Here is a 24,207-nt window from a genome sequence, read left to right as displayed (position 1 = left end):
GAACTGAAAAAGCGGCGCAAGCAACCGAATATCCGTTCAGGAGACTTCGATGAAGACAGCGGCTTCCACCCCTCTACCGCCGGATCAGGCGAAGAAGCAGGCCTTCTGGCCCCAAGGATGGTGGAGGCTGATGGAAATCCGCATCGGCATCATTCCGCTGCCGATCTACATCATTGCCGGCGCGCTCATCGCAGTGCTTGTCTATATCGACAAGCTGCCGAATGAGATCTCGCTCGTGATTGTCATGTTTGCGTTCTTCGGTTTCACGCTGGCCGAAATCGGTAAGCGCATTCCGGGTATTCGCGCCATCGGCGCCGCTGCCATCTTTGCGACCTTTATCCCGTCCGCGCTGGTGTACTACAAGTTGCTGCCTGTGCAGATCGTGAAGGTCACAATCGAGTTCACCAAGTCCACCAATTTTCTTTACCTGTTTATTGCGTCCATTATTGTGGGCAGCATTCTGAGCATGGACCGGCAGGTGCTGATCAAGGGCTTCCTCAAGATCTTCGTGCCGCTCGGTATCGGAACGATCGTGGCCGGCGCCGTTGGTACAGCCGTCGGCACCGCGCTGGGACTTGGCGCCTATCACACGTTCTTTTTTATCGTCGTACCGATCATGGCTGGCGGAGTCGGCGAAGGGGCCATTCCGCTGACCGTTGGATACGCCGGAATCCTGCATCAGGATCCAGGTGTGCTGTTTGCGACCGTTCTGCCTCCTGTCATGCTCGGCAGCCTGGCGGCGATCATTTTCGCCGGCACGTTGAACTTCGTCGGCAAGCGATACCCTCGTTTCACCGGCGAAGGGCGTTTGCAGCCAGGCGAGCACGACGAGATGGACCCTGCCCAGCAAGAAATCTCGGGGCATATGGATGTGACCCATATCGCCGCGGCGGGGATCACCGCACTGACGCTCTACGTTGTAGGCATCTTGTGCCAGCGGCTGTTCGGCCTGCCGGCGCCGGTCGCGATGCTTTTTATCGCGGTGGTCGTGAAACTCACGCAGGCGGTGTCTCCCCAGTTGCAGCAGGGCGCATACATCGTGTACAAGTTTTTTTCCACCGCGGTCACCTACCCGCTGCTGTTCGCCATTGGCGTGTCGCTGACGCCATGGGACAAGTTGATGGCTTCCTTCACCCTGCCGACCCTCATCACCATCGTGTCAACCGTCGCCACCCTGATGGCGGTCGGCGCTCTGGTGGGGTACTGGATGAAGATGTATCCGATCGACGCGGCCATCGTGAACGCCTGCCACAGCGGCCAGGGCGGCACGGGCGACGTCGCCATCCTGACTGCCGCCAATCGCATGACGCTGATGCCGTTCGCGCAGATCGCGACGCGGATCGGCGGTGCGATTACGGTGACGACCGTGCTAATTGTGCTGTCGCGGGTTACCTAGGCAGTATCTCTCCACTGCGAGTGGCACCATGCAAGTCACAGGTGCCGCGGTCGCAACATGGACACACGCGCGCCGCGTCTAGACACCCGCGAGCGCCGGCAGCTCCATCTCATACGACACGCGCTCGCGCCAGCTGCTCATCTGCGGCTGATGTACCACGCGGGTCGGATGCTGCGCGCTTTCGACGTGAATCGATACGCGCGCCGGATAGCGCGCCTTTTTCCGCTCGAGAATGGCCCGGCTCAGAAACCCGACGCTATACGCTTTCAGCAAGTGCGGATGATGAGCTTCGATGTACGCGGCAATCTGCGCCTCCTCGTCGTCGATCGTGGCTAGCAACGCCAGCGTGCGCGCATCCCAACGGAAGCGCAGGCCGAGTTCATCGAAAGCACTGTTATAGGCGCACAGTTGCGCCTCTACTTCAGCATCGTGCGCGTTGTCGCGGGCGTCGAACTGGGACGGGTTCATGGTCGTCTCCTTCAGGCAGGTTGGCATGACGAAGAATAGGAGCGCGCATAGATAAACAACAGTTAAAGTTTTTTCGAAAAACTATAACGTTTTACTTATATATAGATTCCTCTGCCGATCCGTAAACGCACCGGAAAGCATCCGTTTGTTCTTGCAGTGCACCACATCCCTGCTCAGTCGACGCAGAGCCTCGTTGCTCATGACCCGCAATCAGAACCGGCATACCCATCCATTCGGTATGCCTAATGCTAACCATAAAATGTTTTAACTTTTACTTATCGCTGTTCGCGCGCAGCATCCTTCAGACGCGCTCCACGCGAAACGCCTTTTACCCAGTTGTTGTGAGATCGACGGGCAAGGGTTTTCGTCAGTGCAATTCCCTCTGGCCGACCAATGGCGCTTGATTGCCAACAGACAAACCGGCGATGAAGCGATTCGATCACGTAGGTCCAACGCGCCGCTCGAGCGCGACGGAATATACAGGAGACGAAGGACATGGGACATACCAACGTATCCGGGACAGGCAGTACGCCGTTCCGGCAAAACCGCTGGGTGCAGCTAGCAATCGGCATCGTATGCATGGGGCTGGTCGCGAATCTTCAATACGCCTGGACGCTGTTCGTCGTCCCGATGGACAACGCCCATCACTGGGGCCAGGCAGCCATTCAGACCGCCTTCACGGTCTTCATCGTCACTGAAACCTGGCTCGTGCCTATCGAAGGCTGGCTCGTCGACAAGTTCGGGCCGCGCCCGGTTGTGATCGGCGGTTCGGTGTGCGCGGCGCTCGGCTGGATCATCGACGCGCATGCGAGCAGTCTCGTCGAACTCTACATCGCGGCCGTGATCGCCGGCATCGGAGCGGGTTGCGTGTATGGCACCTGCGTCGGCACGGCGCTCAAATGGTTTCCGGACAAGCGCGGTCTCGCTGCCGGCTTGACCGCGGCAGGTTTCGGCGCGGGCGCGGCCGTCACCGTGATCCCCATCGCCAACATGATCCAGCGCTCGGGTTACGAGCACACGTTCATGTTCTTCGGCATTTTCCAGGGCGTCTGCATTCTGCTGCTCGCCACCATGCTGGTACGGCCGAAACCTCCTGCATTCGCGGTGGCAGCCAAACGCGTGGTCGCCAGCAAGATCGACTACACGCCCGGCGAGATGATCCGTTCGCCGCTCTTCTGGGTCCTGTATCTGATGTTCGTATTCGTCGCAGCCGGCGGCATTATTGCCACCGCCCAGCTCGGGCCGATTGCGAAGGAATTCGGCTTCGCCAAGCTGCCGGTGAACCTGATGGGCATCACGCTGCCGCTGCTCACGATGACGCTCTCGATCGACAACCTGTGCAACGGCTTTACGCGTCCGTTGTGCGGGTTTCTGTCGGATCGCATCGGCCGTGAAAACACGATGTTCATGATCTTTCTCGGTGAAGGCGTCGCGCTGCTCGGGCTCATGCAGTTCGGCCACAACCCGTACGCCTTCATGTTCTTCGCCGCCGCCGTGTTCCTGTGCTGGGGCGAGATCTTCTCGATCTTCCCGGCGACCTGCGCGGACACGTTCGGCAGCAAATACGCCGCGGCCAATGCCGGCACGCTTTATACCGCGAAGGGCACCGCATCGATGCTGGTGCCGCTCGCCTCGGTGCTGTCGGCCAGCGGCGGGTGGAGCACCGTGTTCATCTCGGCGGCGGTGGTGTCGATCGCGGCAGCCGTGTCCGCGAAATTCATCCTCGCCCCCATGAGAAAACGCTGGATCGAAAACTCAGGCGCGCCGGCTGGCGTAGTGATCGCCGAAGCGCGCCTGCGGCCGTCGCCAGGCGGCTCACCTGAATGAACAACAACGTGAACTCGCCACTCACGACAAATCCATAACGTCCCGCGACCAAGGAGCAGCATCATGGCAGAAGCCGACCGGCAAACAGTAGAAGAGACTTCGACACAACAAGCGGCCGAGACGACCGACGGGTTTCATCTCGTCATCGACGCGCTGAAACTGAACGACATCAGCACCATCTTTGGACTGGTCGGCATCCCGATTACCGACCTCGCGCGGCTTGCACAAGCGGAAGGGATGCGTTTCATCGGTTTTCGTCACGAGCAGCACGCGGGCAATGCAGCGGCGATTAGCGGTTTCATGACGCAAAAGCCGGGTATCTGCCTGACAGTGTCGGCGCCCGGCTTTCTGAACGGCCTGACCGCGCTCGCCAACGCGACCACCAACTGCTTCCCGATGATCCTGATCAGTGGCTCGAGCGAGCGTGAAATCGTCGACCTGCAGCAGGGCGATTACGAAGAAATGGATCAGTTGAATGCGGCCAAGCCGTATGCGAAGGCCGCGTATCGCGTGCTGCATGCGGAAGACATCGGCATCGGCGTGGCGCGTGCGATTCGCGCCGCGGTGTCGGGGCGTCCGGGCGGCGTGTATCTGGACTTGCCGGCCAAGCTGCTCGCGCAAACGCTGGACGCCGTGAAGGCGCAGCAATCGCTGGTCAAAGTGGTCGATGCCGCGCCGCGTCAGTTGCCGGCGCCGGAATCGGTCAAGCGTGCCATCGATGTGCTGAAGAGCGCCAAGCGTCCGCTGATCCTGCTCGGCAAGGGGGCGGCTTACGCGCAGGCTGACGCGGAGATCCGCGCGTTCGTCGAGCAAAGCGGCATTCCGTATCTGCCGATGTCGATGGCCAAGGGCCTGTTGCCCGATACGCACGAGCAATCGGCGTCGGCGGCACGTTCGTTCGTGCTGCAGGAAGCCGACGTGGTCGTGCTGATCGGCGCGCGTCTGAACTGGCTGCTCTCGCACGGCAAGGGCAAGACGTGGGGCGCGGAGCCGAAGAAGTTCGTCCAGGTCGATATTTCGCCGACCGAGATCGACAGCAACGTCGCGATCGCCGCGCCGGTGATCGGCGATATCGGCTCGTGCGTGGCGGCATTGCGTGCCGGTCTGGATGCGGGATTCGCAAAGCCGAGCGCTGAGTGGACCGGCGCGATCGCCGAGCGCAAGAGCAAGAACCTCGCAAAGATGGCCGCCACGCTCGACAAGAACCCGTCGCCGATGAATTTCCACAGCGCATTGCGTGCAATCCGCGATGTGCTGAAGACACGTCCGGACATCAACGTCGTCAACGAAGGTGCGAACACGCTCGACTACGCGCGCAGCATCATCGACATGTACGAGCCGCGCAAGCGCTTCGATTCCGGCACGTGGGGAATCATGGGCATCGGCATGGGCTTCGCGATCGGCGCGGCGGTGACGAGCGGCAAACCGGTTGTTGCGATCGAAGGTGACAGCGCGTTCGGCTTCAGCGGCATGGAACTCGAAACCATCTGCCGCTACGACCTGCCGGTTTGCACGATCGTCTTCAACAACAACGGCGTGTATCGCGGCACCGACGTGAACCCGACCGGCGGCAAGGACGTCGCGCCGACCGTGTTCGTGAAGGGCGCGCGCTACGACAAGATGATCGAGGCATTCGGCGGTGTCGGCTACAACGCGACGACACCGGAAGAACTGACGAAGGCGCTGCTCGAAGCGATCGCGTCCGGCAAGCCGACCTTGATCAACGCCGTCATCGACGAAGCGGCGGGCACCGAAAGCGGCCGCCTGACCAATCTGAATCCGCAAAGCGCGGCAATGAAAAAGTGATCCAGCGTAACCACGGAGATATCAAATGACCAAACCACTCGAAGGCATCAAGATCATCGACTTCACCCACGTTCAGGCCGGCCCTGCGTGCACCCAGTTGCTCGCCTGGTTCGGCGCCGACGTGATCAAGGTTGAGAGACCGGGTTCGGGCGACGTGACGCGCAACCAGTTGCGCGACATCCCCGACGCCGACGCGCTTTACTTCACGATGCTCAACAGCAACAAGAAGTCGCTCACGTTGGACACGAAAAAGCCCGAGGGCAAGGAAGTACTGGAAAAGCTGATTCGCGAATCCGACGTGCTGGTCGAAAATTTTGGGCCGGGCGCGCTGGACCGGATGGGCTTTTCATGGGAACGCCTGAATGAACTCAATCCGAAGATGATCGTCGCTTCGGTGAAGGGCTTCAGCGACGGCCATCACTACGACGACCTGAAGGTCTACGAAAACGTCGCGCAATGCGCGGGCGGCGCGGCCTCCACCACTGGCTTCTGGGACGGCCCGCCGACCATCAGCGCCGCGGCGCTCGGCGACAGCAACACCGGCATGCATCTGGCGATCGGCATTCTGACCGCACTGATTGGACGCGACAAAACCGGCAAGGGCCAGAAGGTCGCGGTGTCGATGCAGGACAGCGTGCTGAACCTGTGCCGCGTGAAGCTGCGCGACCAGCAGCGCCTGGAACGCGTGGGCTATCTCGAGGAATATCCGCAGTATCCGCACGGCGAATTCAGCGACGTGGTGCCGCGCGGCGGCAATGCGGGCGGCGGCGGTCAGCCGGGCTGGGTGCTCAAGTGCAAGGGCTGGGAAACGGATCCGAACGCGTACATCTACTTCACGATTCAGGGCCATGCATGGGAGCCGATCTGCAAGGCGCTCGGCAAACCCGAGTGGATCGACGATCCGGCCTACAAGACCGCTGAAGCACGTCAACCGCATATCTTCGAGATCTTCGGCACCATCGAAGGCTGGCTCGCCGACAAGACCAAGTTCGAAGCGGTCGACATCCTGCGCAAGTTCGATATTCCGTGCGCGCCGGTGCTGACAATGAAAGAACTGGCCAACGATCCGTCATTGCGCGCGAGCGGCACGATCGTCGAAGTGCCGCACAAGAAACGCGGCACGTATCTGACGGTCGGCAGTCCGATCAAGTTTTCGGACATGAAGCCGGAAGTGACCGCGTCGCCGCTGCTCGGTGAACACACGGATGAAGTGCTGGCGAGCCTCGGCTACAGCCGGCAGGACATCTTCAACCTGCACGAAATCAAAGCGGTTTAATAGTGTTACTTACGCAACGGGCCTGGGCGTAGGCTCGGGCCTGTGAATACGGCGCCCCTCAGCGGGCGCCGTATTCAATTCAAGGATCTGCGGTTTTACTTCCGGGGAGCGCCATGCAAAGCGCTATCGACTTCGAGCAACTCGTCAACGCAATCGGCGACGCGATCATCATTTCCGATGCCGCCGGCAGCATCACGTTATGGAACCCCGGCGCTGAGCGCATGTTCGGCTTTACGCAGGACGAGGCACTGGGAAAGTCGCTGGACCTGATCATTCCGGAACGTTTGCGCGGCCGCCATTGGGACGGTTATCACAAGACCATGGCAACGGGCGAAACCCGTTATGGCAACGACGTGCTGCGTGTTCCTGCCGTCCATAAGGACGGGCGGTCACTGTCGATTGCCTTTACGGTCGCATTGCTGCATTCGCCGCAGAACGAGCTCACCGGCATCGTCGCCGTGATCCGCGACGAAACCAGCCGCTTCCAGGAGGATCGCCTGCTGCGCAAGCGTCTCGCCGAACTGGAAGCATCCGCGCGCGCGTGAGCGTCATGCGTAGCGCGCAAGAAACATATCGGCCGCAGATTCCGCGACGTGCCTTTGCTCATCCGCGCTGAGGGGTGGCTGTCCCATCGTCACCTGCGGCCAGAACGCGAACGCTTTCACGAGAGCCTGCAACTGCTGCGAGGCGAACATCGGGTCCGATGTCTTGAGGCGGCCATCAGCAGCGGCTGCCCGAATCCACACTGTCAGGTCTTCTTCACGCTCGCCCATGCGCGCCACCATGTCGCGCGCGCGCTCCTGCGAATGAATGCCCGCCGCGATCGCAACGCGCGCCAGCGACAGAAACGCCTCGTTATTCAGAAGGGCCAGCTTTTTAAACAGAAGCTGCAGCAACTGCGCACGCAACGGATGCGCGGCCGAATAAGCCGTCACCTCCCCCGTATCGCTCGACTCCCACAACTGCCCCAGGATCGCCGCAAACAGCGCTTCCTTGCTTGGAAAATGGTTGTAGACCGTCCGCTTCGAGACGCCCGCGCGTGCCGCGATACGGTCCATGCTGGTCGCGTCGAAGCCGGCCGCGAGAAATTCTTCGATCGCCGCCCCAATAACGGCGGCGCGCTTGCGGTCGGTCAGGCGGAGGGTGGGTTCACTGGTGCTCATCATTAAATTTTACACCGGGCAGTTTACTTTTCTCGAAAATAAACTACACTCAACAGTCTACTTTCCGCTTCGAGGCTGCCCGCATGACATCGTTTACCGGTTCTATTCGCCGCGCCTTGGGGCTGACGGCTGCACAACGGGGGCGTGAATCGTTCGATATGTCGGCTCAGCACGACGGCGAGCGCTTTCGTAACGTCAAACCGCGTCCTGTCGAAGGACTCGGCAAGACCTTGAGCATCGTCTGGAATATTTTGCTCAACAAGCCGGCCGGCACGACGCCGGCGGGCGCCCTGCCCGTCGATGCGCTGACGCGCGAACAACTCCAGGCCGGACCGGACCGGAGCCTGTATCGCCTCGGGCATTCCACCATGCTGATCAAGCTGCGGGGCCAGTTCTGGTTGACCGACCCGGTCTTCGCGGAACGGGCATCGCCGTTCCGGCGCTTCGGTCCGAAGCGCTTTCACGCGCCGCCCATTGCCCTCGAAGACTTGCCGCCGTTGCGCGGCGTAATTCTGTCGCACGACCACTACGACCACCTGGACCGCGAGACCGTGTTGGCACTCGCTGCGAAGACAGGCGTATTCCTGACGCCGCTGGGCGTCGGCGACCGTCTGATCGAGTGGGGTATCGAGGCGTCGAAGGTCCGCCAGTTCGACTGGTGGCAGGGTGTCGAAATCGACGGCCTGGCGTTCACGGCAACCCCGGCGCAGCATTTCTCCGGCCGCAGTCTGTTCGACGGCAACAGCACCTTGTGGGCTTCGTGGGTCATCGTCGATGACGCGCTACGCGTGTTCTTCAGCGGCGACACGGGGTACTTCGACGGATTCAAGGCCATTGGCGAACGGCTGGGTCCCTTCGACGTGACGCTGCTCGAAACCGGCGCCTACGACGCGCAATGGCCGTACGTCCACATGCAACCCGACGAGACCGTCCAGGCCCACGTCGATCTGCGTGGCCGCTGGCTGGTGCCCGTTCACAACGGCACGTTCGATCTGGCCATGCATCGCTGGCAGGAACCGTACGAGCGCGTGATCGGGCTCACCGCCGCGCGCGGCATTCCGCTGTCGACGCCCCGCATGGGTGAGCGGCTGGACCTGGCCTCGCCGCACCGCGGCGAGAAGTGGTGGCGCGAAGTCGCCGAGACCGAGAGTGCGCGAGAGTCGAGGACACCGCTGCGCCGGTTCTTCTGCCGCCAGACCCGGCAAGCGAATTCGTAAGGTCGGCGACCTCGCGCAGCGTCGTCTCAGTCGGTTTGATTAGATGCCCGCGCGCAACGTTTTCGCTGCCGCAACCATGTTCTTCAATGCAGGAATGACTTCTTCCCACGCACGCGTCTTCAGGCCGCAGTCGGGGTTCACCCACAAGCGCTCGGCCGGAATCCGCTCGGCCGCCTTGCGCATCAGATTCACGATGTGCTCCTGGCTGGGGATATTCGGCGAGTGGATGTCGTAGACGCCCGGCCCGATTTCGTTCGGATAATTGAAGTGGTCGAAGGCGTCCAGCAATTCCATGTCCGAGCGCGACGTCTCGATCGTGATGACGTCAGCGTCCATATCGGCGATCGAAGCGATGATGTCGTTGAACTCCGAGTAACACATGTGCGTGTGGATCTGCGTCTCGTCCTGCACGCCATTTGCCGTGATGCGGAAGGATTCCACCGCCCACTGCAAGTAGTTGTTCCACTGCGACTTGCGCAACGGCAGACCTTCACGCAGCGCCGCTTCGTCAATCTGGATCACGCGTACACCTGCCTTCTCCAGGTCCAGCACTTCCTCGCGGATCGCCAGCGCCAGTTGATAGCAGGAAACCGAACGCGGCTGATCGTCACGCACGAACGACCAGTTCAGGATCGTGACCGGGCCGGTCAACATGCCCTTCATCGGCTTGGCGGTCTGCGATTGCGCATACGTGATCCACTCGACCGTCATCGCCTTGGGACGGCTGATGTCGCCGAACAGAATGGGCGGCTTCACGCACCGCGAGCCATACGACTGCACCCAGCCGAACTGGCTGAACGCGTAACCATCGAGTTGTTCACCGAAATATTCGACCATGTCGTTACGCTCTGCTTCGCCATGCACGAGCACGTCGAGACCCAGCGCCTCCTGTTCCTGCACGCTGCGCGCAATTTCGTGCTGCATCACCGTCGTGTAGCTGGCTTCGTCCAGTTCACCGCTCTTGAACTGGCTGCGCGCCTGGCGAATTTCAGCGGTTTGCGGGAATGATCCGATGGTGGTGGTCGGGTAAGCCGGCAGGTTCAACAGCGCGGACTGCCGGGCGGCGCGTTGCGGATAGGCGCTGGCGCGACGTCCCAACGCGGCATCGATCTTCGCGATCGCGGCCTTGACCGTCGGGTTGTGCACGCGCGGCGACGTGCGACGGGTCTGGATCGCGGCCTGATTGTCGGCAAGCGCGGCTTGCACAGACTCGCGTCCATCGTTCAGCGCCTTCGCGATGATCTTCAGTTCATCGAGTTTTTGCAGGGCAAACGCGAGCCACGAACGGATTTCGTGATCGAGCTTCTGTTCGCTGTTCAGGTCGACCGGAACATGCAGCAATGAACACGACGGCGCGATCCACAAGCGAGCTTGCAAGGTCCGATGAATCGGCGTCAACCATTCCAGCACCGCGCTCAGGTCGGTCTTCCAGATGTTGCGGCCATTGATGACGCCAAGCGACAGAATCTTGTCGGCGGGCAAGCGTGCGACGACCTGCTCGACCTCGCCACGGCCGTTGACCGCATCGACATGCAGACCTTGAACCGGCAATCCGCAAGCAAGCGCGAGGTTGTCGCGCAGCTCACCGAAATAGGTTGCCAGAAGCAGCTTCACGCGGGTGGTCTTCAACGCGTCGTACGCCGCGACAAACGCGTGTTGCCATGCCGGCTCGAGTTCGGTGACCAGCGCCGGCTCATCGATCTGCACCCACTCCACGCCTTGCGCCGCCAGTTGATCGAGCAGTGCCGCGTACACAGGCAACAGACGCGGCAGCAGCGCGAGCTTGTCCGAATCGTCCTTCGCCTTGCCGAGCCATAGATACGTCACCGGCCCGATGATGACCGGCTTGGCTTTGACGCCAAGCGCGCGAGCCTGGGCGAGTTGATCGAGGAGGTGCGAAGCATCGAGCGCAAACTCGGTCGACGCGCTGAATTCCGGCACGATGTAGTGGTAGTTCGTATCGAACCACTTGGTCATCTCGCCTGCCTGCACGCCGCAGCTGCAGGCGGAATCATGCGCGGAGCGGCCACGTGCCACGCGAAAGTAATTGTCGAGCGCGTCACCCTCGAAACCCCGGACCCGTTCCGGGATATTGCCCAGCATGAAGCTCGTGTCGAGCACCTGGTCATAGAACGAGAAATCGCCAACCGGAACCTGATCGAGGCCGGCCTGGTTCTCCCAGTGGCGCTGACGCAGTTGCGCGCCCAGGCTTTTCAGTTCGTCGCGCGACGACTGGCCTTTCCAATACTGCTCCTGAGCGAACTTCAGCTCACGCTTTGCGCCGATGCGGGGGAAACCCAGATTGTGTGTCGTAACCATGGTGATGAGCTGCTCCGAAAATGAACGGCTCGATCATAGGGTGGATGGCTCATGAAATATAATGGCATTATTTCATTGATCAATTAGTTTTCTTCATGGACCCGCCATGCTTGAACGAAGCCATCTGACGATCATTCGGGAAGTGGACCGGCAAGGCTCCCTGACCGCGGCGGCCAACGTGCTGTGCCTGACGCAATCGGCGCTGAGTCACACCGTCAAGAAGATGGAGCAACACCTGGGCACCGCCGTGTGGGATCGCGAAGGGCGAAACCTGCGTCTGACCCAGGCAGGACAATATCTGCTGGCGCTTGCCAACCGCGTGCTGCCGCAAATGGAACACGCGGAAGAACGGATGAAGCAATACGCCCAGGGGCAGCGCGGCACGCTGCGTATTGGAATGGAATGCCACCCCTGTTATCAGTGGCTGCTCAAGGTGGTCTCGCCGTATCTCGCGCGCTGGCCGGACGTGGATGTCGACGTCAAACAGAAATTCCAGTTTGGCGGCATTGGCGCTCTGTTCGGTTACGACATCGACATTCTGGTTACGCCGGATCCGTTGCGAAAACCCGGTCTACGCTTCGAGCCGGTGTTCGATTACGAGCAGGTGCTGGTAGTCGGCCCCGGACACCGACTCGCGCAGTTGTCCTTTGTTCCGCCGGAGGAACTGGCGGATGAAGTCCTCATTACGTATCCGGTGGAAATCGATCGGCTGGATATCTATAACCAGTTTCTGATGCCGGCGAACGTCATGCCGAAGCGCCACAAGGTCATTGAAACCACCGACATCATGTTGCAGATGGTGGCGAGTGGACGGGGCGTCGCCGCGCTGCCGCGCTGGCTGGTGGAAGAGTACGCCGGCAAGGTCGCCATCAGTCCGGTCAGACTGGGCAAGCGAGGCATTGCCAAGCAGATTTTTCTCGGCGTGCGCGAGACAGACGCGGCGATCGATTATCTGAAAGCGTTCGTCGAACTCGCGCGCGAATCGGACTGGAACGCGCCAGAAAAAACCGGCTGAACGCTGAGCGTATCTGGAGAATTCGATGCGTTGACGGGCGACCGGAGTGCGTGACGACGTAGTGCTGATCGTCGGTTCACTTCGCCGCCCGGGGGGTCTCGACGGATTTACTCCGGTGACTCCATTGCCGATTGCTGATAGTTCTGAATCCCCACCTTGTCGATCAGCTCCAGATTGGTTTCGAGCCAGTCGATATGTTCCTCGGTGTCGTCGAGAATATGGGTAAGGATCGCGCGTGAGACGTAATCGCTAACCGTCTCGCAGTAGGCGATGGCTTCCTTGCACGTTGCCTGCGACATCCGCTCGAGCTTGAGGTCGCACTCAAGAATTTCCTGCGTCTCCTCGCCGATCAGCAATTTGTGGAGGTCCTGCAAATTCGGCAAACCGTCCAGCACGAAGATGCGCTCGATCAGCAGATCGGCGTGCTTCATCTCGCCGATTGATTCGTCGTACTCGTGTTTGCCGAGACCTTTCAGGCCCCAATGACCATACATTCTCGCATGCAGAAAGTACTGGTTGATTGCGGTCAGCTCATTCTTCAATTGCGCGTTCAGGTATTCGAGTACCTTGGCATCTCCTTGCATACCGCCTCCTCTATTCGCTACGCCACGCCGCTCAGGCAACGCACTTCGCGTGATGCTGTTTGGTGCATGGCATCACGCGGCTCATGTGCGGCACCCGTTAGCGCAGCATAGTGCATGGCAGGCTCGACCGTACGAATGAGAATTGGTATCCCCTCAGATCCAAGCAAACCAAACGCGCAAAGGGTCACTGGATTGCCAACTTGCGGATTCCATCCAGCAGTCTGCCAATTTCCGCCTCGGTAGTCAGATAGCTGACCGACGCGCGCGCGATCTGTTTAAGTCCTCTGGATTCCATATCAAGAGGCGTGTACGGGACACCGTTGCTGCCGATCGTGACACCCTGATCCGCCAGACTGCGCTGCACCGACGCTGCCTCCAGACCTGCTATGTTGAACGCCACCAGCCCGGATTGCTCGCGGCCCTGGTCCAGCACCGTCACACCGGGAACCTCCGCGAGTTGGCCGCGCAACGCGCGTGCCACGCTGTCGATCCGCGCGCGAATATTTTCAACGCCGATCTCCAACGCCTCTTCCAACGCGTTAGCCAGGCCGCAATGCAGCGCCGGCGCGGCCTCCGCCGCCTCGAAACGCACCGCGTCGTCGCGCAAGACGGGCTCTCCGTCAGCGCCCAGCGGCGCGGATCGTATGTCGACGAAAGCCGGAGTCAAGCGGGACAGAAACTCCTTCCGCACATACAACAGGCCCGTGCCTCTCGGACCACGCAGCGCCTTGCGGCACGGAGCGGTCAGGACATCGCAACCCACCTCGGCGACGTCGATGGGGAGTTGTCCAATCGCCTGGGCGGCATCGACGAAGTAGGGGATGCCGTGGCGGCGTGCGACCTGCCCGATCGCCGCAGCCGGATTGATCAGCCCGCCGTTCGCCGGCAACCAGGTCAGCGCAATCAGGCGCACACGGTCGTCAAGCATGGCCTCCAGCGCCTGCGGATCCACGGCGCCGCTGGAATCGGACGGAATGACTTCGATCGACGCCCCTGCGCGCTGGGCCGACAGGCGCATGGCAGCCAGATTCCCGCCCCACTCGTGACGCCCGACCAGGATCCGTTCGCCGGATTGCCACGGTCCTAGCGCGGCGAATGCGCGCCCCCACCCTGCCGAGTTGCCGCTTGTCAGGGCGATCTCCGCCGGACGGGCGTTCAGCAGTCGCGCAGCAAGCAAGCGAGCGCGCTCAGACTGCTCACGCCCGGCGATGCCGGCTTCCATCGGACCCATCGTGGCTTCGAGCCAAAGGTGGGCGCGCATCGCCTCCAGCGTGGCGGACGACGGCAGCGAGGCTCCCGCGTGATTGAAATGCGTGGTGCTTTGAGCACCGGGCGTAAGGGCGCGCAACGCATCGACGGCAGAAGGCGAAAGAGGAGAAGGCATGGTCGGTCCAATAACGCGCGGTGGGTTCACGCTTGAGTCAGGGAGATAGCGGCTTATGTCCGAGGATCGGCGCGGGCATCGAAGAGGTCATATCACGCGTGTCCGATCGTAAGGGACTCCCGATCCTATTTGCTAGACCAGCAAGTGGCAAATCAGTTTTTCCACTCGATGCATGAGCGAAACTAATGCGTGCGGTCCAACGAGTCTTGCGCCGCTGCCTGCGTGATCCACGCGCGGAATGCGGACGCCGGGTCGCCCAACGTCCCCTTGGGCATCACGAGCCACCAACCAATGCGAGGGTCGTCGAGCACCGCGTCGGGCAACACCTCGACCAGTGCCTTGCTCGCCAGTTGCTGGGCAATCAGCCGGTGACGGCCCATGGCGATGCCCTGCCCGGCGAGGGCCGCTTCAACGACGATATTGTAGTCATGCAGTTGCACGCGCTGCGCCCGGGTCAGGTCCAGCCCGAAACGATGCGCCCAGACTTCCCACTCGAACGCATGTTTCGAATACGACGCCAGCAATGGAAAGCGCAGCAGGTCCTGCGGCTTGCGTGGACGGCTCTTTCCGTCGACGAGGGACGGGATGCAAACCAGTGACAGACGCTCCGGCATGAGTTGCTGCGAACGCACGCCCGGCCAGCCGCCGCGGCCGTAACGGATCGCCACGTCGACCTCGCCGCCGGACACGTCGGCAAGCGCAATCTCCGGACGCAATTGCAAGTCGATACCGGGATGGGCGGCCGAGAACGCATGCAGGCGCGGCGCCAGCCAGCGCGTGGCAAAAGACGCCAACAACCCGACCGTCAACGTGACGCGCTCGTCGGCGTGGGCGCGAACCTCGCTGGTGCCGGCCCGCAGGAGTTCGAATGCCGCGTGCACCTTTTCGTAGTACGCCCTTCCCTCCGGCGTGAGTTCGATGGCGCGCGTGCGTCGTTCGAACAACGCGACGCCCAGGTCGGCTTCCAGCTTCTGGATCTGGTGGCTGATGGCGCTTTGGGTCACGAAGAGTTCCTGAGCCGCATGGCTGAAACTCAGACGCCTCGCGGCTGCTTCAAAGGCTCGTAACGACAGCAAAGGCGGTAATGGGCGAGTCGGATGCATCGGGCATGGACGATAGGCGCGAGGAGTTTGCCATGCTACGCCACCTTGCCAGGGAAGACGCGGGCCTGGCGCCCTCGATGGGCTCCACGACGCTTAAAAAAAGCCGGCATTCAGCGACGGATTCCCACAGGTTGCTCCGTTAAAGCAGCTGAAGCACAACGTTCGCGGAGTCACGAGCAGCCTGACGACACTGAAAGCTGGCGCGGCAAACCAGCAGTCGTGACGTGGCGGCCAACGTTATTGCACCCCCTGCTTGCCGGCCTATGCGTTCGATTTCCCTACTATGACAACTCAAATTCTGGTCGTTGACGACGATGTCGAACTACTCGGGTCGCTGGCCGACTTTCTCGGACGAGAAGGCATGGCGGTCTCCGTATTGCACGAGGTGAAGTCGCTCGGGGAACACATCGAACGGAACCCACCCGATCTGATCGTCCTCGACCAGATCATGCACGGTGTGAATGGCCTCGCCGCGCTGAGCACGCTACGCGCCGCGGGCAACACCGTCCCCGTGATTCTGGCCTCGGGACCCGACGACATGGACCGGATCGTGGGGCTCGAAATGGGCGCGGACGACTGCATCGGCAAACCCTTCAATCCACGCGAACTCCTTGCCCGCATGCGAGCCGTATTGCGACGACGAACCCTGTCTGCCTCGACCGCCGCGCGGGAAAAACACGAAGTCCTCGGATTCGGCCCGTTCACGCTGGACCTTCAGTTGCGCACGCTCAAGACGGAGAGCAACCGGCTCACGCTATCGGCGGGAGAATTCGCGCTGCTTAAGATCTTCGTCAGTCACCCCATGCGCACGCTTACCCGTGAGCGCCTGCTTGAATTGCTGCACGGCCCGGAGGACGATCATACCGACCGCGGGGTCGATGTTCAGGTGTGGCGGTTGCGCAGGCTTCTCGAAGCGGACCCTTCCGCGCCGAGGTTCATCCAGACCGTCCGCAGTCATGGTTATGTATTTGTGCCGGACGGCGCGCAACCGTCTTCGACGCACTGAGTCTTCACGCGCTACGGCAATCGCAAGCTCGAGTGCGGATATGGACAAGGCGTGCACGGCACTGCATTATCCATGCTGGCTGTCAGACACCACCCGCGCGAGAGAGGCGAACAATGCCCAGGCACAACCCAGCGCTTCATCGCAACGAAAAACGCCCTATGACACCGGGTCGCCGGCGGCTTCTCATCGCCGGCGTGATCGCGCTGATCGCCGCGCTTGGTTGGGGGCTTTGGGTCATACTCGAGCCCGCCTTCCGGCACACCATCGTCATCACAACCGGTGCAGACAACGGGATCTATCGCGGCTTTGCAGATCGTTATGCACCCATCCTGAAGCGTGACGGCATCAAGCTCGATATCCGCAGTTCGTCGGGGTCGAGTGAAAACTATCAGCGGCTGAGTGACCCCAACAGCGAATACGAGGTGGGCTTCATCCAGTCCGGCACCACCAGCCCGAAAGAAACCGATCACCTGCAGACGATCGCCGCCGTCTCCTATGAACCGATTTGGGTGTTCTACCGTGGTGACTCCACCATCACCCGGCTGGCACAACTACGTGGCAAGAGAGTTTCAATCGGTGTTCCTGGCAGTGGCCTGCTGAACGTCTCGCAGGTATTGCTCGGGTACAGCGGCGTCACACGCGACAACACAAAGCTGCTCGAGATGGACGCGGTCAAATCCTATCAAGCCCTCGAAAACGGTCAGCTGGATGCAGCATTCTTTATCGGCAGGCCTGATGCGCCCATGCAGACCACACTGCTGAACAGCGATCTCAAGCTGATGAGTTTTGTACAGGCCGATGCGCTGATACAGAAATTCCCATCGCTATCCAAGGTTATTTTTCCACGCGCCGCGACCAGCATCGTCAACGATCTGCCGCAAGCGGACGTTACGCTGCTCGCCGCCACCGCCTTGCTCGTCGCCAAAGACACGCTACACCCTGCACTCGTCTACCTGTTGCTGGACGCTGCTAAAACCGTCCACGGCGGCGAAGATTACTTCACGCCGCTTGGCGTGTTTCCCAATCTGAATACCGCGGACTTTCCTGTTGCCGAAGAGAGCGAGCGCTACTTCAAAACGGGCCGCCCCTTCCTGCAACGCTACCTGCCATTCTGGCTGGCCAGCTTTATCGAACGACGTCTGCTGATCCTGCTCCCCTTCATGGCTTTATTGCTCGGCCTGCTGCAGGCGTTGCCGCGCATGGCGGAGGCGCGCATAAAGAAACGCCTGGTTGTCTGGTATCGCGAGATCAAGGCGCTCGAAGACGAAATATGGAAAACCAGCCATCCAACGCCGGACCAGATTGCACAATGGCAGGACGAGATCGAGCACATCGATGCCAATGCCAATCAGATCCGGATGCCGCAGCGTTATTTCCAGGACGTGTATGCGCTCAAGCAGGCGATTGCCGTAGTACGGAACAGAATTTCACGCGTTGCGGACCAAGCTACGTCGGACGCAGCATGAGCTTCTGAACTCGCCAGTTCAACAGCTCGGCGACAAACAGCACGTTCTCGGACGGACAGGCCATCTGGTGAATCCAGCCGAACTGCTTCAGTTGCTTGCCGGATTGACCCAGCATGCCGAGCAGCTTTCCTTCGAGCGTCAGTTTGTAGATGCGCCCCGGAAACGCATCGGAACAGTAAAGCACCTGATTCGGGCCGGGAGAAATGCAGATCGCCCACGGTGAGCCCGGTGCAAAAGTGCCGGCGGCTATCGTGGCTTCATCGGGAACGCTGCCGATCGCGGGTTGAGCGCCAGGCGGGACCGGTACGTCGATGGTGAACTGCCGCTGGAAATTACCCTCGCCGTCGAAAACCTGAATGCGACGGTTGCTGCGATCGGCAATATACACGAGGCCTTTGGCATCGACAGCGATACTGTGCGGCGTATGAAACTGACCCGGACCCGTCCCGCGTTCGCCCCACGATTTGAGCCAGTTGCCGTCCTTGTCGACTTTCGCCACACGGGAGTTGATATACCCGTCGCTGATATAGGTGTTGTCAGCGCTGTCCCAGGCGACGTCGGTGACTTGCCTGAAGCGCCCCGGCTCCGACGGCAAAGGCGGATTCGGATGCTTGAGCGGGCCCGTTTCCTCGTCTGCCGCTTCCTGCTTACGACCGAAAACCATGGCGACGCGTCCGTCCGGCGTGAACTTGATCACCATGTCGGAACCCTTGTCGGTCACCCAGATGTTGTCGTGCCGGTCGACCTTGACCGTGTGTGCGAACGACCAGGCATACAGGTTGTGGCCAATTTCGCGGACGAACCGACCGTCCGGCGCGAACTCTAGAAGCTGAGCCGCGGCGGCGCCGTAAGCCGGCCCGATCGAATTGCCGCGCGAGAGCACAAAAATATGCCCCTTCGAGTTAAAGCTCACGCCCGAACACTCGCCGAAATAAACGTCACGTGGGAGATGCAGCAGATTGGGAACCGACTCGTAAGCGATGGTCGGGACAGAATCCGCGTAGGCGAGACTGGGGAAGAGAGTAAGCGCTGCGGCGCTTTCGGCCGCCAGGGTGAGAAAGCGGCGGCGGCTGAAGGCAGCGCTCTGAGAGTCGCTGCAGCATAGACAAGAGTACGGGTGTTGATCGTTCATCGGCTTGCCTCCTTTTCGCTTGCTGTGCGGGACAGCAGCGTTGTCGGTTTTCGCGCCGATGCATCCGGCATGTCCGAACAACAGGCGCGGTAGGTCTTGCACGGCGAGGATACACCGAGTAGCCGCGGGTGACTGGAGTCAGCTGATTGGTGTCAGGTTAGCCGTGGAGATCACGCGTACCATCCGTACTATTCAGTTCACCGGTACTCAACGACCGCAACCGCCATGCGCCGTGTTTCATTCAAGGGGATATCCATGCTCAGAAAAGTTTCACAAGCAGGCTTCGCAACCATCGCCGTGTCGCTGCTGGCCGCGTGTGCAACGCCGCCAGCAAGTCCCCCGCGCACATCCATCGATCCACCTCAAGCCGAGCGCGTGATGACGCTCACCGCGTCCGGCGTGCAGAACTATTCGTGTGAATTCGACGCGCAACATCAGCTGGGATGGGTGTTCAAGAGTCCGCTGGCAACGCTCTACGATGCGAGCGGCCACGCTACGGTCCGGCACGGCGCGGGTCCGTCCTGGGAAACGGAAGATGGCAGCCGGATCGTCGGCCACGTGCTGGCACAGCGACCCAGCGAAACACGGGCGAGCATTCCCCAACTATTGCTCGAAACGCATAGCACGGCCGGTAGCGGCCCACTGTCAGCTGTGCGGTATGTGCAGCGCTTGCATACCGTCGGCGGGCTAGCGCCCACAGCACTGTGTTCAACGGAACATCAAGCCGGAAGCTCGCCCTATCTCGCGGACTACGTGTTCTACCGGTAGCCGCTCAAGCTTCGCGTCGCGCGCTTACTTCATGTCGGACTGGCTCGGCGGCGGCAGTGACGGATCGAGTTTCGCAGACTCTCGCACCAGTTGGTCAGTCATTGCGGCCGCAACCGGGTTCGAGCCAGTACGATACGAGTCGTCATGACTGGCTTGGACTTGGACTTGGGCCGGCGGCGGCAAACCCGGATCGAGTTTCGCGGACTCCTTGACCAACTGATCCGTGATCGCGGCCGCGACCGGATTCGGGCCATGGCGACGCAGACTGTCACGCGTGCCATCGGTTCGCAACACGGGGTTGGTCTTCGACTCGACATAAGCACGAACGGCGACCGATTCGCGTGGTCGCGTGTTCGCCCGCGGCAGTGGCACGACGTCGTCCACTGGCGAGCCGGATACGGTCACCACTGTCCCGTTTGTAGACTGCTTGGGGTCAGTCACCGTGTTGCCGGAAAGAGGCGCCGCACCGATCACACTTCCCGCCGTCACATGGGTGTCACCCAATGGGGGCGAAGTCGCGGCCAATTCCGTCGAACCGCTTGTCGCAGCGTCGGGGTCGACTGTCGAGCGATGGCTTTTTTGTAACAGTAGAAAAGCACCGAACACCAACTCGAGGAGAAGCACTCCGACAATAAATGATGTACGTACATTCCTCATATTAACCAACGATTCGTTCAATCGAGACGATTGGATTGATGATGGCCGTTGGCTCGAAGAGCATGCCGAACGGCAAGTTCGCAGCGTGAACCTGCGATGGATTGACGTGGGGATAATTTGCGCGACCCGCACACGTTGATTGCCCGGTGGCAATGGTCCGGTGATTCCCTCCACCGAACGGCACGGGACATCTCTCTTATGCTAATGCGAAAAAATAACCTGTGGTGACCCGCCACGAAGTGGGGGCAAGATCGTCAGAAACGCGCGGGCATTCTCTACACCCGCGGCCATGGGGGACTACAGGTCGATTTGATGGACCATACGGTTGGCGAGAGGTAATTTTCTCGTCCGGAGTAGTCAGATTTTTGTCGGCAACGAACTAGTTCTGTTTGCGATCGATGCGCATGCGATTTGTCCGACGATCCGTACGCAGCGTAACGCCGCGTGCGCTGTCAATCAATGTGCCCCTTGCACCAGATTGGTCGGCACACCGTTGACGAAGTTTTCAATGTTGTCCATTAATTGATCGGCAAGACACTGTTGCGCCTCGTCCGACGCCCACGCAACATGCGGCGTCAGAATGACGTTCGGGCGAGCTGCCGCGCGCATCAGCGGATTGTCCTCAGGAGGCGGTTCGCTTGTGGTCACATCGAACCCTGCACCGCTGATCAAACCTTCGTCAAGCGCCTGCACCAATGCAGCTTCATCGACCAGACCGCCGCGCGCCGTGTTGATGATCAAAGGCTTTCTTTTCATCGCGCGGAACTCAGGCATGGCCAGCATGTTTCGCGTGTTCGGTGTGAGCGGACTGTGCACGGTGATGATGTCGCTGGTCGCGAGCACTTCGTCCCACGGCGTGTAAAGCGGACCCAGACCGTCACGTCCCTTGTGCGCGGCGAACATCGGTTGCATGCCAAAGGCTTTGCCAAGTTCCGCGACACGCTGCCCGAGCACGCCTTCACCGATGATGCCTAGACGCGCGCCGGCCAGATCGTGAATCGCGTGCGTAAAGAAACAGAATTTCCCGGACTTCTGCCACTCGCCGGCGAGCACGTCATCGCGATACGCGATCAGATTGCGCCGCAGCGCAAGTATCAGCGCAAAGGTGTGCTCGGGCACCGTGTTGATCGCATAGCCGCGAATATTGCACACGGCGATGCCGAGCCGCTGGCAAGCCGCTTTATCGACGCAATCGGTGCCCGTGGCCGCGATGGCGACAAGCTTCAGATCGGGCAATTGAGCGAGCATGTCCTGCGTCAGCGCCACCTTGTTAATGATCGCGATCGACACGCCGGCGAGCCGCTGCAATACCTGCTCAGACGACGTGTTTTCATACTCGATCAACTGATGATCGAAGCGCGGTTCGCGCAACATGATTTGCGGCGCAAGTGTGGCGCGGTCGAGAAAGGCGATCTTATGCATGCTCATGTCCTTGTGGATTTACAGATGCCGCTTTGCTTCGGCCACGACATGTTGCGCCGTGATACCGAAGTGCTCGTACAACGTCTCCGCGGAAGCCGAGGCGCCGAAGCCCGTCATCCCGACAAAACCACCGCGCGCGCCCAGATAGCGGTCCCAGCCGAAACGCAGTGCCGCCTCGATACCGACGCGCACAGTGTTCGGACCCAAAACCGCCGCACGATAGTCGGCGTCCTGTTCATCGAAAAGTTCCCAGCACGGCATCGACACCACGGCGGTCGCAATGCCCTCTTCCTGTAACTGAAGGCGCGCCTGCAACGCCAGCGCGACCTCAGAGCCGGTGGCCAGCAACGTGACGACACGCGCACCGCCCTCCGCTTCGGCCAGCACATAAGCACCGCGTCGCGACAACGACTCGGCGCTATATTCGCGGCGCACCAGCGGCAACGCCTGCCTTGCAAAAATCAACGTACTCGGCCCATGCCGATGCTCGAGCGCGAGCGCCCAGCACTCGGCGGCCTCCACCGCATCTGCGGGACGCAGCACGCGCATATTCGGCATGGCGCGTAACGAAGCAAGTATCTCCACAGGTTGATGCGTCGGCCCGTTTTTGCCGACGCCGATCGAGTCGTGGCTGAACACGTAGTGCACCGGCAGACCCATCAGCGCGGCCATGCGCATCGCCGGGCGCTGATAGTCGGAGAACGCCAGATACGTGACGCTGGTCGCGACGATGCCGCCGTGCGCAGCCATGCCGTTGGCCATCGCACCCATCAAATGCTCGCGCACACCGCAGTGGACGTATGCGCCGCTGTGATCGTCCGCGGTGAAGGCGTGCAACTGGCGTTTGTGGCCCGTAGGCGCTTCGAGATCGGCGCAACCCACCATGCGTTCAGGCAGCAGCGGCGCGAACAGATCGCTGATCTCGCCGGACACGGTGATGCCAGGCTGCGGCTCGTCGCGTTCCACCGCACGCTTGCGGTAAGCGTCGAGCACGTCACGCCAGCCTTCCGGCAAACCGCCCGCCATAACCCGTTCGAACTCGGCGCACTGCGCGTCCGGCAACGCGGCGAGACGTGCATGCCACGCGTTGTATTCCTCGCTGCTGCGACGGCCCGCTTCGCGCCACGCGCCGAGGACATCGGCGGGCACGTCGAACGGTGCGTGCGGCCAGCCGAGTTGTGCGCGCGCCGCGTCGGCATCCGCCTGGAACAGCTTGCCGCTATGGCCGCCGCGCTGTCCTTGCAAGCGTGCGATACCGCGGCCGATAACCGTCTTGCACGCGATCATCGAGGGCCGCGGGTCGGCGCGCGCAATCGTCAACGCCGCGCTGACCGCTTCGAGATCGTGGCCGTCGACTTCAATCACCTGCCAACCGGCGACACGAAATCGCGCGCAGACGTCCTCGCTGATGGAGAGTGAGGTGCTGCCGTCGTCGGTGATCTGGTTGTCATCCCAGCAGAGGATCAGTTTGCCGAGCCGCAGATGGCCGGCCAGCGAAATCATTTCCTGACCAATACCCTCCTGAAGACAGCCATCGCCGACGAATGCATACGTGTAGTGATCGACGAGCTCGCGACCGAAATTCGCCGCGAGATACGCTTCGGCGATGGCCATGCCGAACGCGTTGGCAATGCCCTGCCCCAAAGGACCAGTGGTCGCCTCGATACCATGCGCCGGCTCATACTCGGGATGCCCCGCGCAATGCGAACCGAGTTCGCGGAAGGTCTTGAGCTGGTCGAGCCCGATCGCCGCATAGCCGGTCAGATACAGCAGCGAATACAGCAGCAACGAACCGTGGCCGTTGGATAGCACGAAGCGATCGCGGTCGGGCCAGGTTGGATCGGCGGGATTAAATTTCAGGTGCCGGGTGAACAACGCCGTCGCGATTTCGGCCATGCCGAGCGGCACGCCCTGATGGCCTTCACCTGCGCGCAGAATTGAATCGATGGAGAGGAAGCGGATCGCGTCGGCCAACGGCAATTGCGCCCCTTGCTCACGAGATTGCGATTGCGTCGCTGCGGCCGATAGTGAAGTCGATGGCGTAAGCGAAGCAATCGATGCAGCAGACTGAGCTTCAGTGGTGGACATGGCAAAAGGCTCCTCTACGCCGCCCCGGCGCGCAGGGCGGCGGCAATAAACGAATCGAATCGGATCAGGCGGAAGAACTTCGTATGAGGCGGCACCGCGCTGCCTCATAC

General features: G+C 61.1%; 20 protein-coding genes. 10 read left to right on the top strand and 10 right to left on the bottom strand.

Annotated features, from left to right (window positions below; genetic code table 11):
• The first annotated feature begins 49 nt into the window (after positions 1 to 49).
• Positions 50 to 1,396: a 2-hydroxycarboxylate transporter family protein gene (locus KHO30_RS04375; RefSeq protein WP_093637099.1), complete on the top strand. Its 1,347-nt coding sequence runs from the start codon at positions 50 to 52 to the stop codon at positions 1,394 to 1,396.
• Positions 1,397 to 1,474: 78 nt separating this feature from the next.
• Here KHO30_RS04375 and KHO30_RS04370 read toward each other — a convergent pair whose 3' ends face one another.
• On the bottom strand, positions 1,475 to 1,864 hold the full coding sequence (locus KHO30_RS04370) for a hypothetical protein (protein WP_093637096.1): 390 nt from the start codon (positions 1,862 to 1,864) through the stop codon (positions 1,475 to 1,477).
• A gap of 495 nt (positions 1,865 to 2,359) precedes the next feature.
• Here KHO30_RS04370 and oxlT point away from each other — a divergent pair, with 495 nt between their 5' ends.
• The 4 genes from oxlT to KHO30_RS04350 all read left to right on the top strand — a co-directional run bounded on the left by oxlT (position 2,360) and on the right by KHO30_RS04350 (position 7,318).
• Positions 2,360 to 3,691 (top strand): oxalate/formate MFS antiporter, encoded by a 1,332-nt coding sequence (gene oxlT / locus KHO30_RS04365; RefSeq protein WP_093637093.1) that lies wholly within the window; start codon positions 2,360 to 2,362, stop codon positions 3,689 to 3,691.
• A gap of 63 nt (positions 3,692 to 3,754) precedes the next feature.
• Entirely contained in the window at positions 3,755 to 5,497 is a 1,743-nt protein-coding gene (gene oxc / locus KHO30_RS04360; protein WP_093637090.1) for an oxalyl-CoA decarboxylase, read from the top strand.
• Positions 5,498 to 5,522: 25 nt separating this feature from the next.
• Positions 5,523 to 6,773 carry a formyl-CoA transferase gene (gene frc / locus KHO30_RS04355; protein WP_200650793.1) on the top strand — a complete coding sequence of 417 codons (1,251 nt, stop codon included), beginning with the start codon at positions 5,523 to 5,525 and terminating at the stop codon, positions 6,771 to 6,773.
• Between the two features lie 113 nt (positions 6,774 to 6,886).
• A complete protein-coding gene (locus tag KHO30_RS04350; protein WP_211700148.1) occupies positions 6,887 to 7,318 on the top strand; it encodes a PAS domain-containing protein in 432 nt (143 codons plus the stop codon).
• A gap of 3 nt (positions 7,319 to 7,321) precedes the next feature.
• Here the strand turns inward: KHO30_RS04350 and KHO30_RS04345 are convergent, their stop codons facing one another.
• Complete coding sequence (locus tag KHO30_RS04345) at positions 7,322 to 7,936, bottom strand: TetR/AcrR family transcriptional regulator (RefSeq protein WP_200659100.1); 615 nt, start codon at positions 7,934 to 7,936, stop codon at positions 7,322 to 7,324.
• A gap of 83 nt (positions 7,937 to 8,019) precedes the next feature.
• On the opposite strand from KHO30_RS04345, the gene KHO30_RS04340 reads away from it, so the two are divergent.
• On the top strand, positions 8,020 to 9,153 hold the full coding sequence (locus KHO30_RS04340; protein WP_211700147.1) for an MBL fold metallo-hydrolase: 1,134 nt from the start codon (positions 8,020 to 8,022) through the stop codon (positions 9,151 to 9,153).
• A 39-nt stretch (positions 9,154 to 9,192) separates the two neighbouring features.
• Here the strand turns inward: KHO30_RS04340 and metE are convergent, their stop codons facing one another.
• Positions 9,193 to 11,472, bottom strand: coding sequence for a 5-methyltetrahydropteroyltriglutamate--homocysteine S-methyltransferase (gene metE / locus KHO30_RS04335; RefSeq protein WP_211700146.1), 2,280 nt, complete (start codon positions 11,470 to 11,472; stop codon positions 9,193 to 9,195).
• Between the two features lie 106 nt (positions 11,473 to 11,578).
• Here metE and KHO30_RS04330 point away from each other — a divergent pair, with 106 nt between their 5' ends.
• Entirely contained in the window at positions 11,579 to 12,487 is a 909-nt protein-coding gene (locus tag KHO30_RS04330) for a LysR family transcriptional regulator (RefSeq protein WP_211700145.1), read from the top strand.
• A gap of 107 nt (positions 12,488 to 12,594) precedes the next feature.
• Here KHO30_RS04330 and bfr read toward each other — a convergent pair whose 3' ends face one another.
• The 3 genes from bfr to gcvA all read right to left on the bottom strand — a co-directional run bounded on the left by bfr (position 12,595) and on the right by gcvA (position 15,558).
• Positions 12,595 to 13,071 carry a bacterioferritin gene (gene bfr, locus KHO30_RS04325; protein WP_054033607.1) on the bottom strand — a complete coding sequence of 159 codons (477 nt, stop codon included), beginning with the start codon at positions 13,069 to 13,071 and terminating at the stop codon, positions 12,595 to 12,597.
• Positions 13,072 to 13,255: 184 nt separating this feature from the next.
• Positions 13,256 to 14,455, bottom strand: a complete 1,200-nt coding sequence (locus KHO30_RS04320) for an aminotransferase class V-fold PLP-dependent enzyme (protein ID WP_211700144.1) — start codon at positions 14,453 to 14,455, stop codon at positions 13,256 to 13,258.
• A 182-nt stretch (positions 14,456 to 14,637) separates the two neighbouring features.
• Complete coding sequence (gene gcvA / locus KHO30_RS04315; protein WP_093637069.1) at positions 14,638 to 15,558, bottom strand: transcriptional regulator GcvA; 921 nt, start codon at positions 15,556 to 15,558, stop codon at positions 14,638 to 14,640.
• A 283-nt stretch (positions 15,559 to 15,841) separates the two neighbouring features.
• Between gcvA and KHO30_RS04310 the strand changes: the two genes are divergently transcribed.
• Both KHO30_RS04310 and KHO30_RS04305 read left to right on the top strand, forming a co-directional pair.
• Positions 15,842 to 16,564 (top strand): response regulator, encoded by a 723-nt coding sequence (locus KHO30_RS04310; RefSeq protein ID WP_093637067.1) that lies wholly within the window; start codon positions 15,842 to 15,844, stop codon positions 16,562 to 16,564.
• A gap of 158 nt (positions 16,565 to 16,722) precedes the next feature.
• Positions 16,723 to 18,030, top strand: a complete 1,308-nt coding sequence (locus KHO30_RS04305; protein ID WP_244179413.1) for a TAXI family TRAP transporter solute-binding subunit — start codon at positions 16,723 to 16,725, stop codon at positions 18,028 to 18,030.
• Here KHO30_RS04305 and KHO30_RS04300 read toward each other — a convergent pair.
• Positions 18,011 to 19,162 (bottom strand): peptidyl-alpha-hydroxyglycine alpha-amidating lyase family protein, encoded by a 1,152-nt coding sequence (locus KHO30_RS04300; RefSeq protein ID WP_093637061.1) that lies wholly within the window; start codon positions 19,160 to 19,162, stop codon positions 18,011 to 18,013. The two genes, KHO30_RS04305 and KHO30_RS04300, sit on opposite strands and share 20 nt — an antisense overlap.
• Positions 19,163 to 19,417: 255 nt before the next feature.
• On the opposite strand from KHO30_RS04300, the gene KHO30_RS04295 reads away from it, so the two are divergent.
• A complete protein-coding gene (locus KHO30_RS04295) occupies positions 19,418 to 19,930 on the top strand; it encodes a DUF3455 domain-containing protein (protein WP_211700143.1) in 513 nt (170 codons plus the stop codon).
• Positions 19,931 to 19,954: 24 nt separating this feature from the next.
• On the opposite strand, the gene KHO30_RS04290 is transcribed toward KHO30_RS04295, so the two are convergent.
• From KHO30_RS04290 to tkt, 3 genes are all read right to left on the bottom strand, one after another.
• The gene (locus tag KHO30_RS04290) at positions 19,955 to 20,371 is read right to left on the bottom strand and encodes a hypothetical protein (protein WP_211700142.1); all 417 of its coding nucleotides are present in this window, start codon (positions 20,369 to 20,371) and stop codon (positions 19,955 to 19,957) included.
• Between the two features lie 672 nt (positions 20,372 to 21,043).
• Entirely contained in the window at positions 21,044 to 22,009 is a 966-nt protein-coding gene (locus tag KHO30_RS04285) for a D-2-hydroxyacid dehydrogenase (protein ID WP_211700141.1), read from the bottom strand.
• Positions 22,010 to 22,027: 18 nt separating this feature from the next.
• Positions 22,028 to 24,097, bottom strand: a complete 2,070-nt coding sequence (gene tkt / locus KHO30_RS04280; protein ID WP_211700140.1) for a transketolase — start codon at positions 24,095 to 24,097, stop codon at positions 22,028 to 22,030.
• Between the last annotated feature and the right edge of the window lie 110 nt (positions 24,098 to 24,207).

The sequence above is a fragment of the Paraburkholderia aspalathi genome, assembly GCF_905220735.1.
GTDB classification, from domain to species: domain Bacteria; phylum Pseudomonadota; class Gammaproteobacteria; order Burkholderiales; family Burkholderiaceae; genus Paraburkholderia; species Paraburkholderia aspalathi.
Note: the sequence above shows the minus strand (reverse complement) of the source record. Positions and strands in the feature narration are given on the sequence as shown.

Bases quoted from the DNA above. Each gene is read 5' to 3' on its own strand.
- KHO30_RS04375 (WP_093637099.1), top strand. From the start codon at position 50: ATGAAGACAGCGGCTTCCACCCCTCTACCGCCGGATCAGGCGAAGAAG.
- KHO30_RS04370 (WP_093637096.1), bottom strand. From the start codon at position 1,864: ATGAACCCGTCCCAGTTCGACGCCCGCGACAACGCGCACGATGCTGAA.
- oxlT (WP_093637093.1), top strand. From the start codon at position 2,360: ATGGGACATACCAACGTATCCGGGACAGGCAGTACGCCGTTCCGGCAA.
- oxc (WP_093637090.1), top strand. From the start codon at position 3,755: ATGGCAGAAGCCGACCGGCAAACAGTAGAAGAGACTTCGACACAACAA.
- frc (WP_200650793.1), top strand. From the start codon at position 5,523: ATGACCAAACCACTCGAAGGCATCAAGATCATCGACTTCACCCACGTT.
- KHO30_RS04350 (WP_211700148.1), top strand. From the start codon at position 6,887: ATGCAAAGCGCTATCGACTTCGAGCAACTCGTCAACGCAATCGGCGAC.
- KHO30_RS04345 (WP_200659100.1), bottom strand. From the start codon at position 7,936: ATGAGCACCAGTGAACCCACCCTCCGCCTGACCGACCGCAAGCGCGCC.
- KHO30_RS04340 (WP_211700147.1), top strand. From the start codon at position 8,020: ATGACATCGTTTACCGGTTCTATTCGCCGCGCCTTGGGGCTGACGGCT.
- metE (WP_211700146.1), bottom strand. From the start codon at position 11,472: ATGGTTACGACACACAATCTGGGTTTCCCCCGCATCGGCGCAAAGCGT.
- KHO30_RS04330 (WP_211700145.1), top strand. From the start codon at position 11,579: ATGCTTGAACGAAGCCATCTGACGATCATTCGGGAAGTGGACCGGCAA.
- bfr (WP_054033607.1), bottom strand. From the start codon at position 13,071: ATGCAAGGAGATGCCAAGGTACTCGAATACCTGAACGCGCAATTGAAG.
- KHO30_RS04320 (WP_211700144.1), bottom strand. From the start codon at position 14,455: ATGCCTTCTCCTCTTTCGCCTTCTGCCGTCGATGCGTTGCGCGCCCTT.
- gcvA (WP_093637069.1), bottom strand. From the start codon at position 15,558: ATGCATCCGACTCGCCCATTACCGCCTTTGCTGTCGTTACGAGCCTTT.
- KHO30_RS04310 (WP_093637067.1), top strand. From the start codon at position 15,842: ATGACAACTCAAATTCTGGTCGTTGACGACGATGTCGAACTACTCGGG.
- KHO30_RS04305 (WP_244179413.1), top strand. From the start codon at position 16,723: ATGACACCGGGTCGCCGGCGGCTTCTCATCGCCGGCGTGATCGCGCTG.
- KHO30_RS04300 (WP_093637061.1), bottom strand. From the start codon at position 19,162: ATGAACGATCAACACCCGTACTCTTGTCTATGCTGCAGCGACTCTCAG.
- KHO30_RS04295 (WP_211700143.1), top strand. From the start codon at position 19,418: ATGCTCAGAAAAGTTTCACAAGCAGGCTTCGCAACCATCGCCGTGTCG.
- KHO30_RS04285 (WP_211700141.1), bottom strand. From the start codon at position 22,009: ATGCATAAGATCGCCTTTCTCGACCGCGCCACACTTGCGCCGCAAATC.
- tkt (WP_211700140.1), bottom strand. From the start codon at position 24,097: ATGTCCACCACTGAAGCTCAGTCTGCTGCATCGATTGCTTCGCTTACG.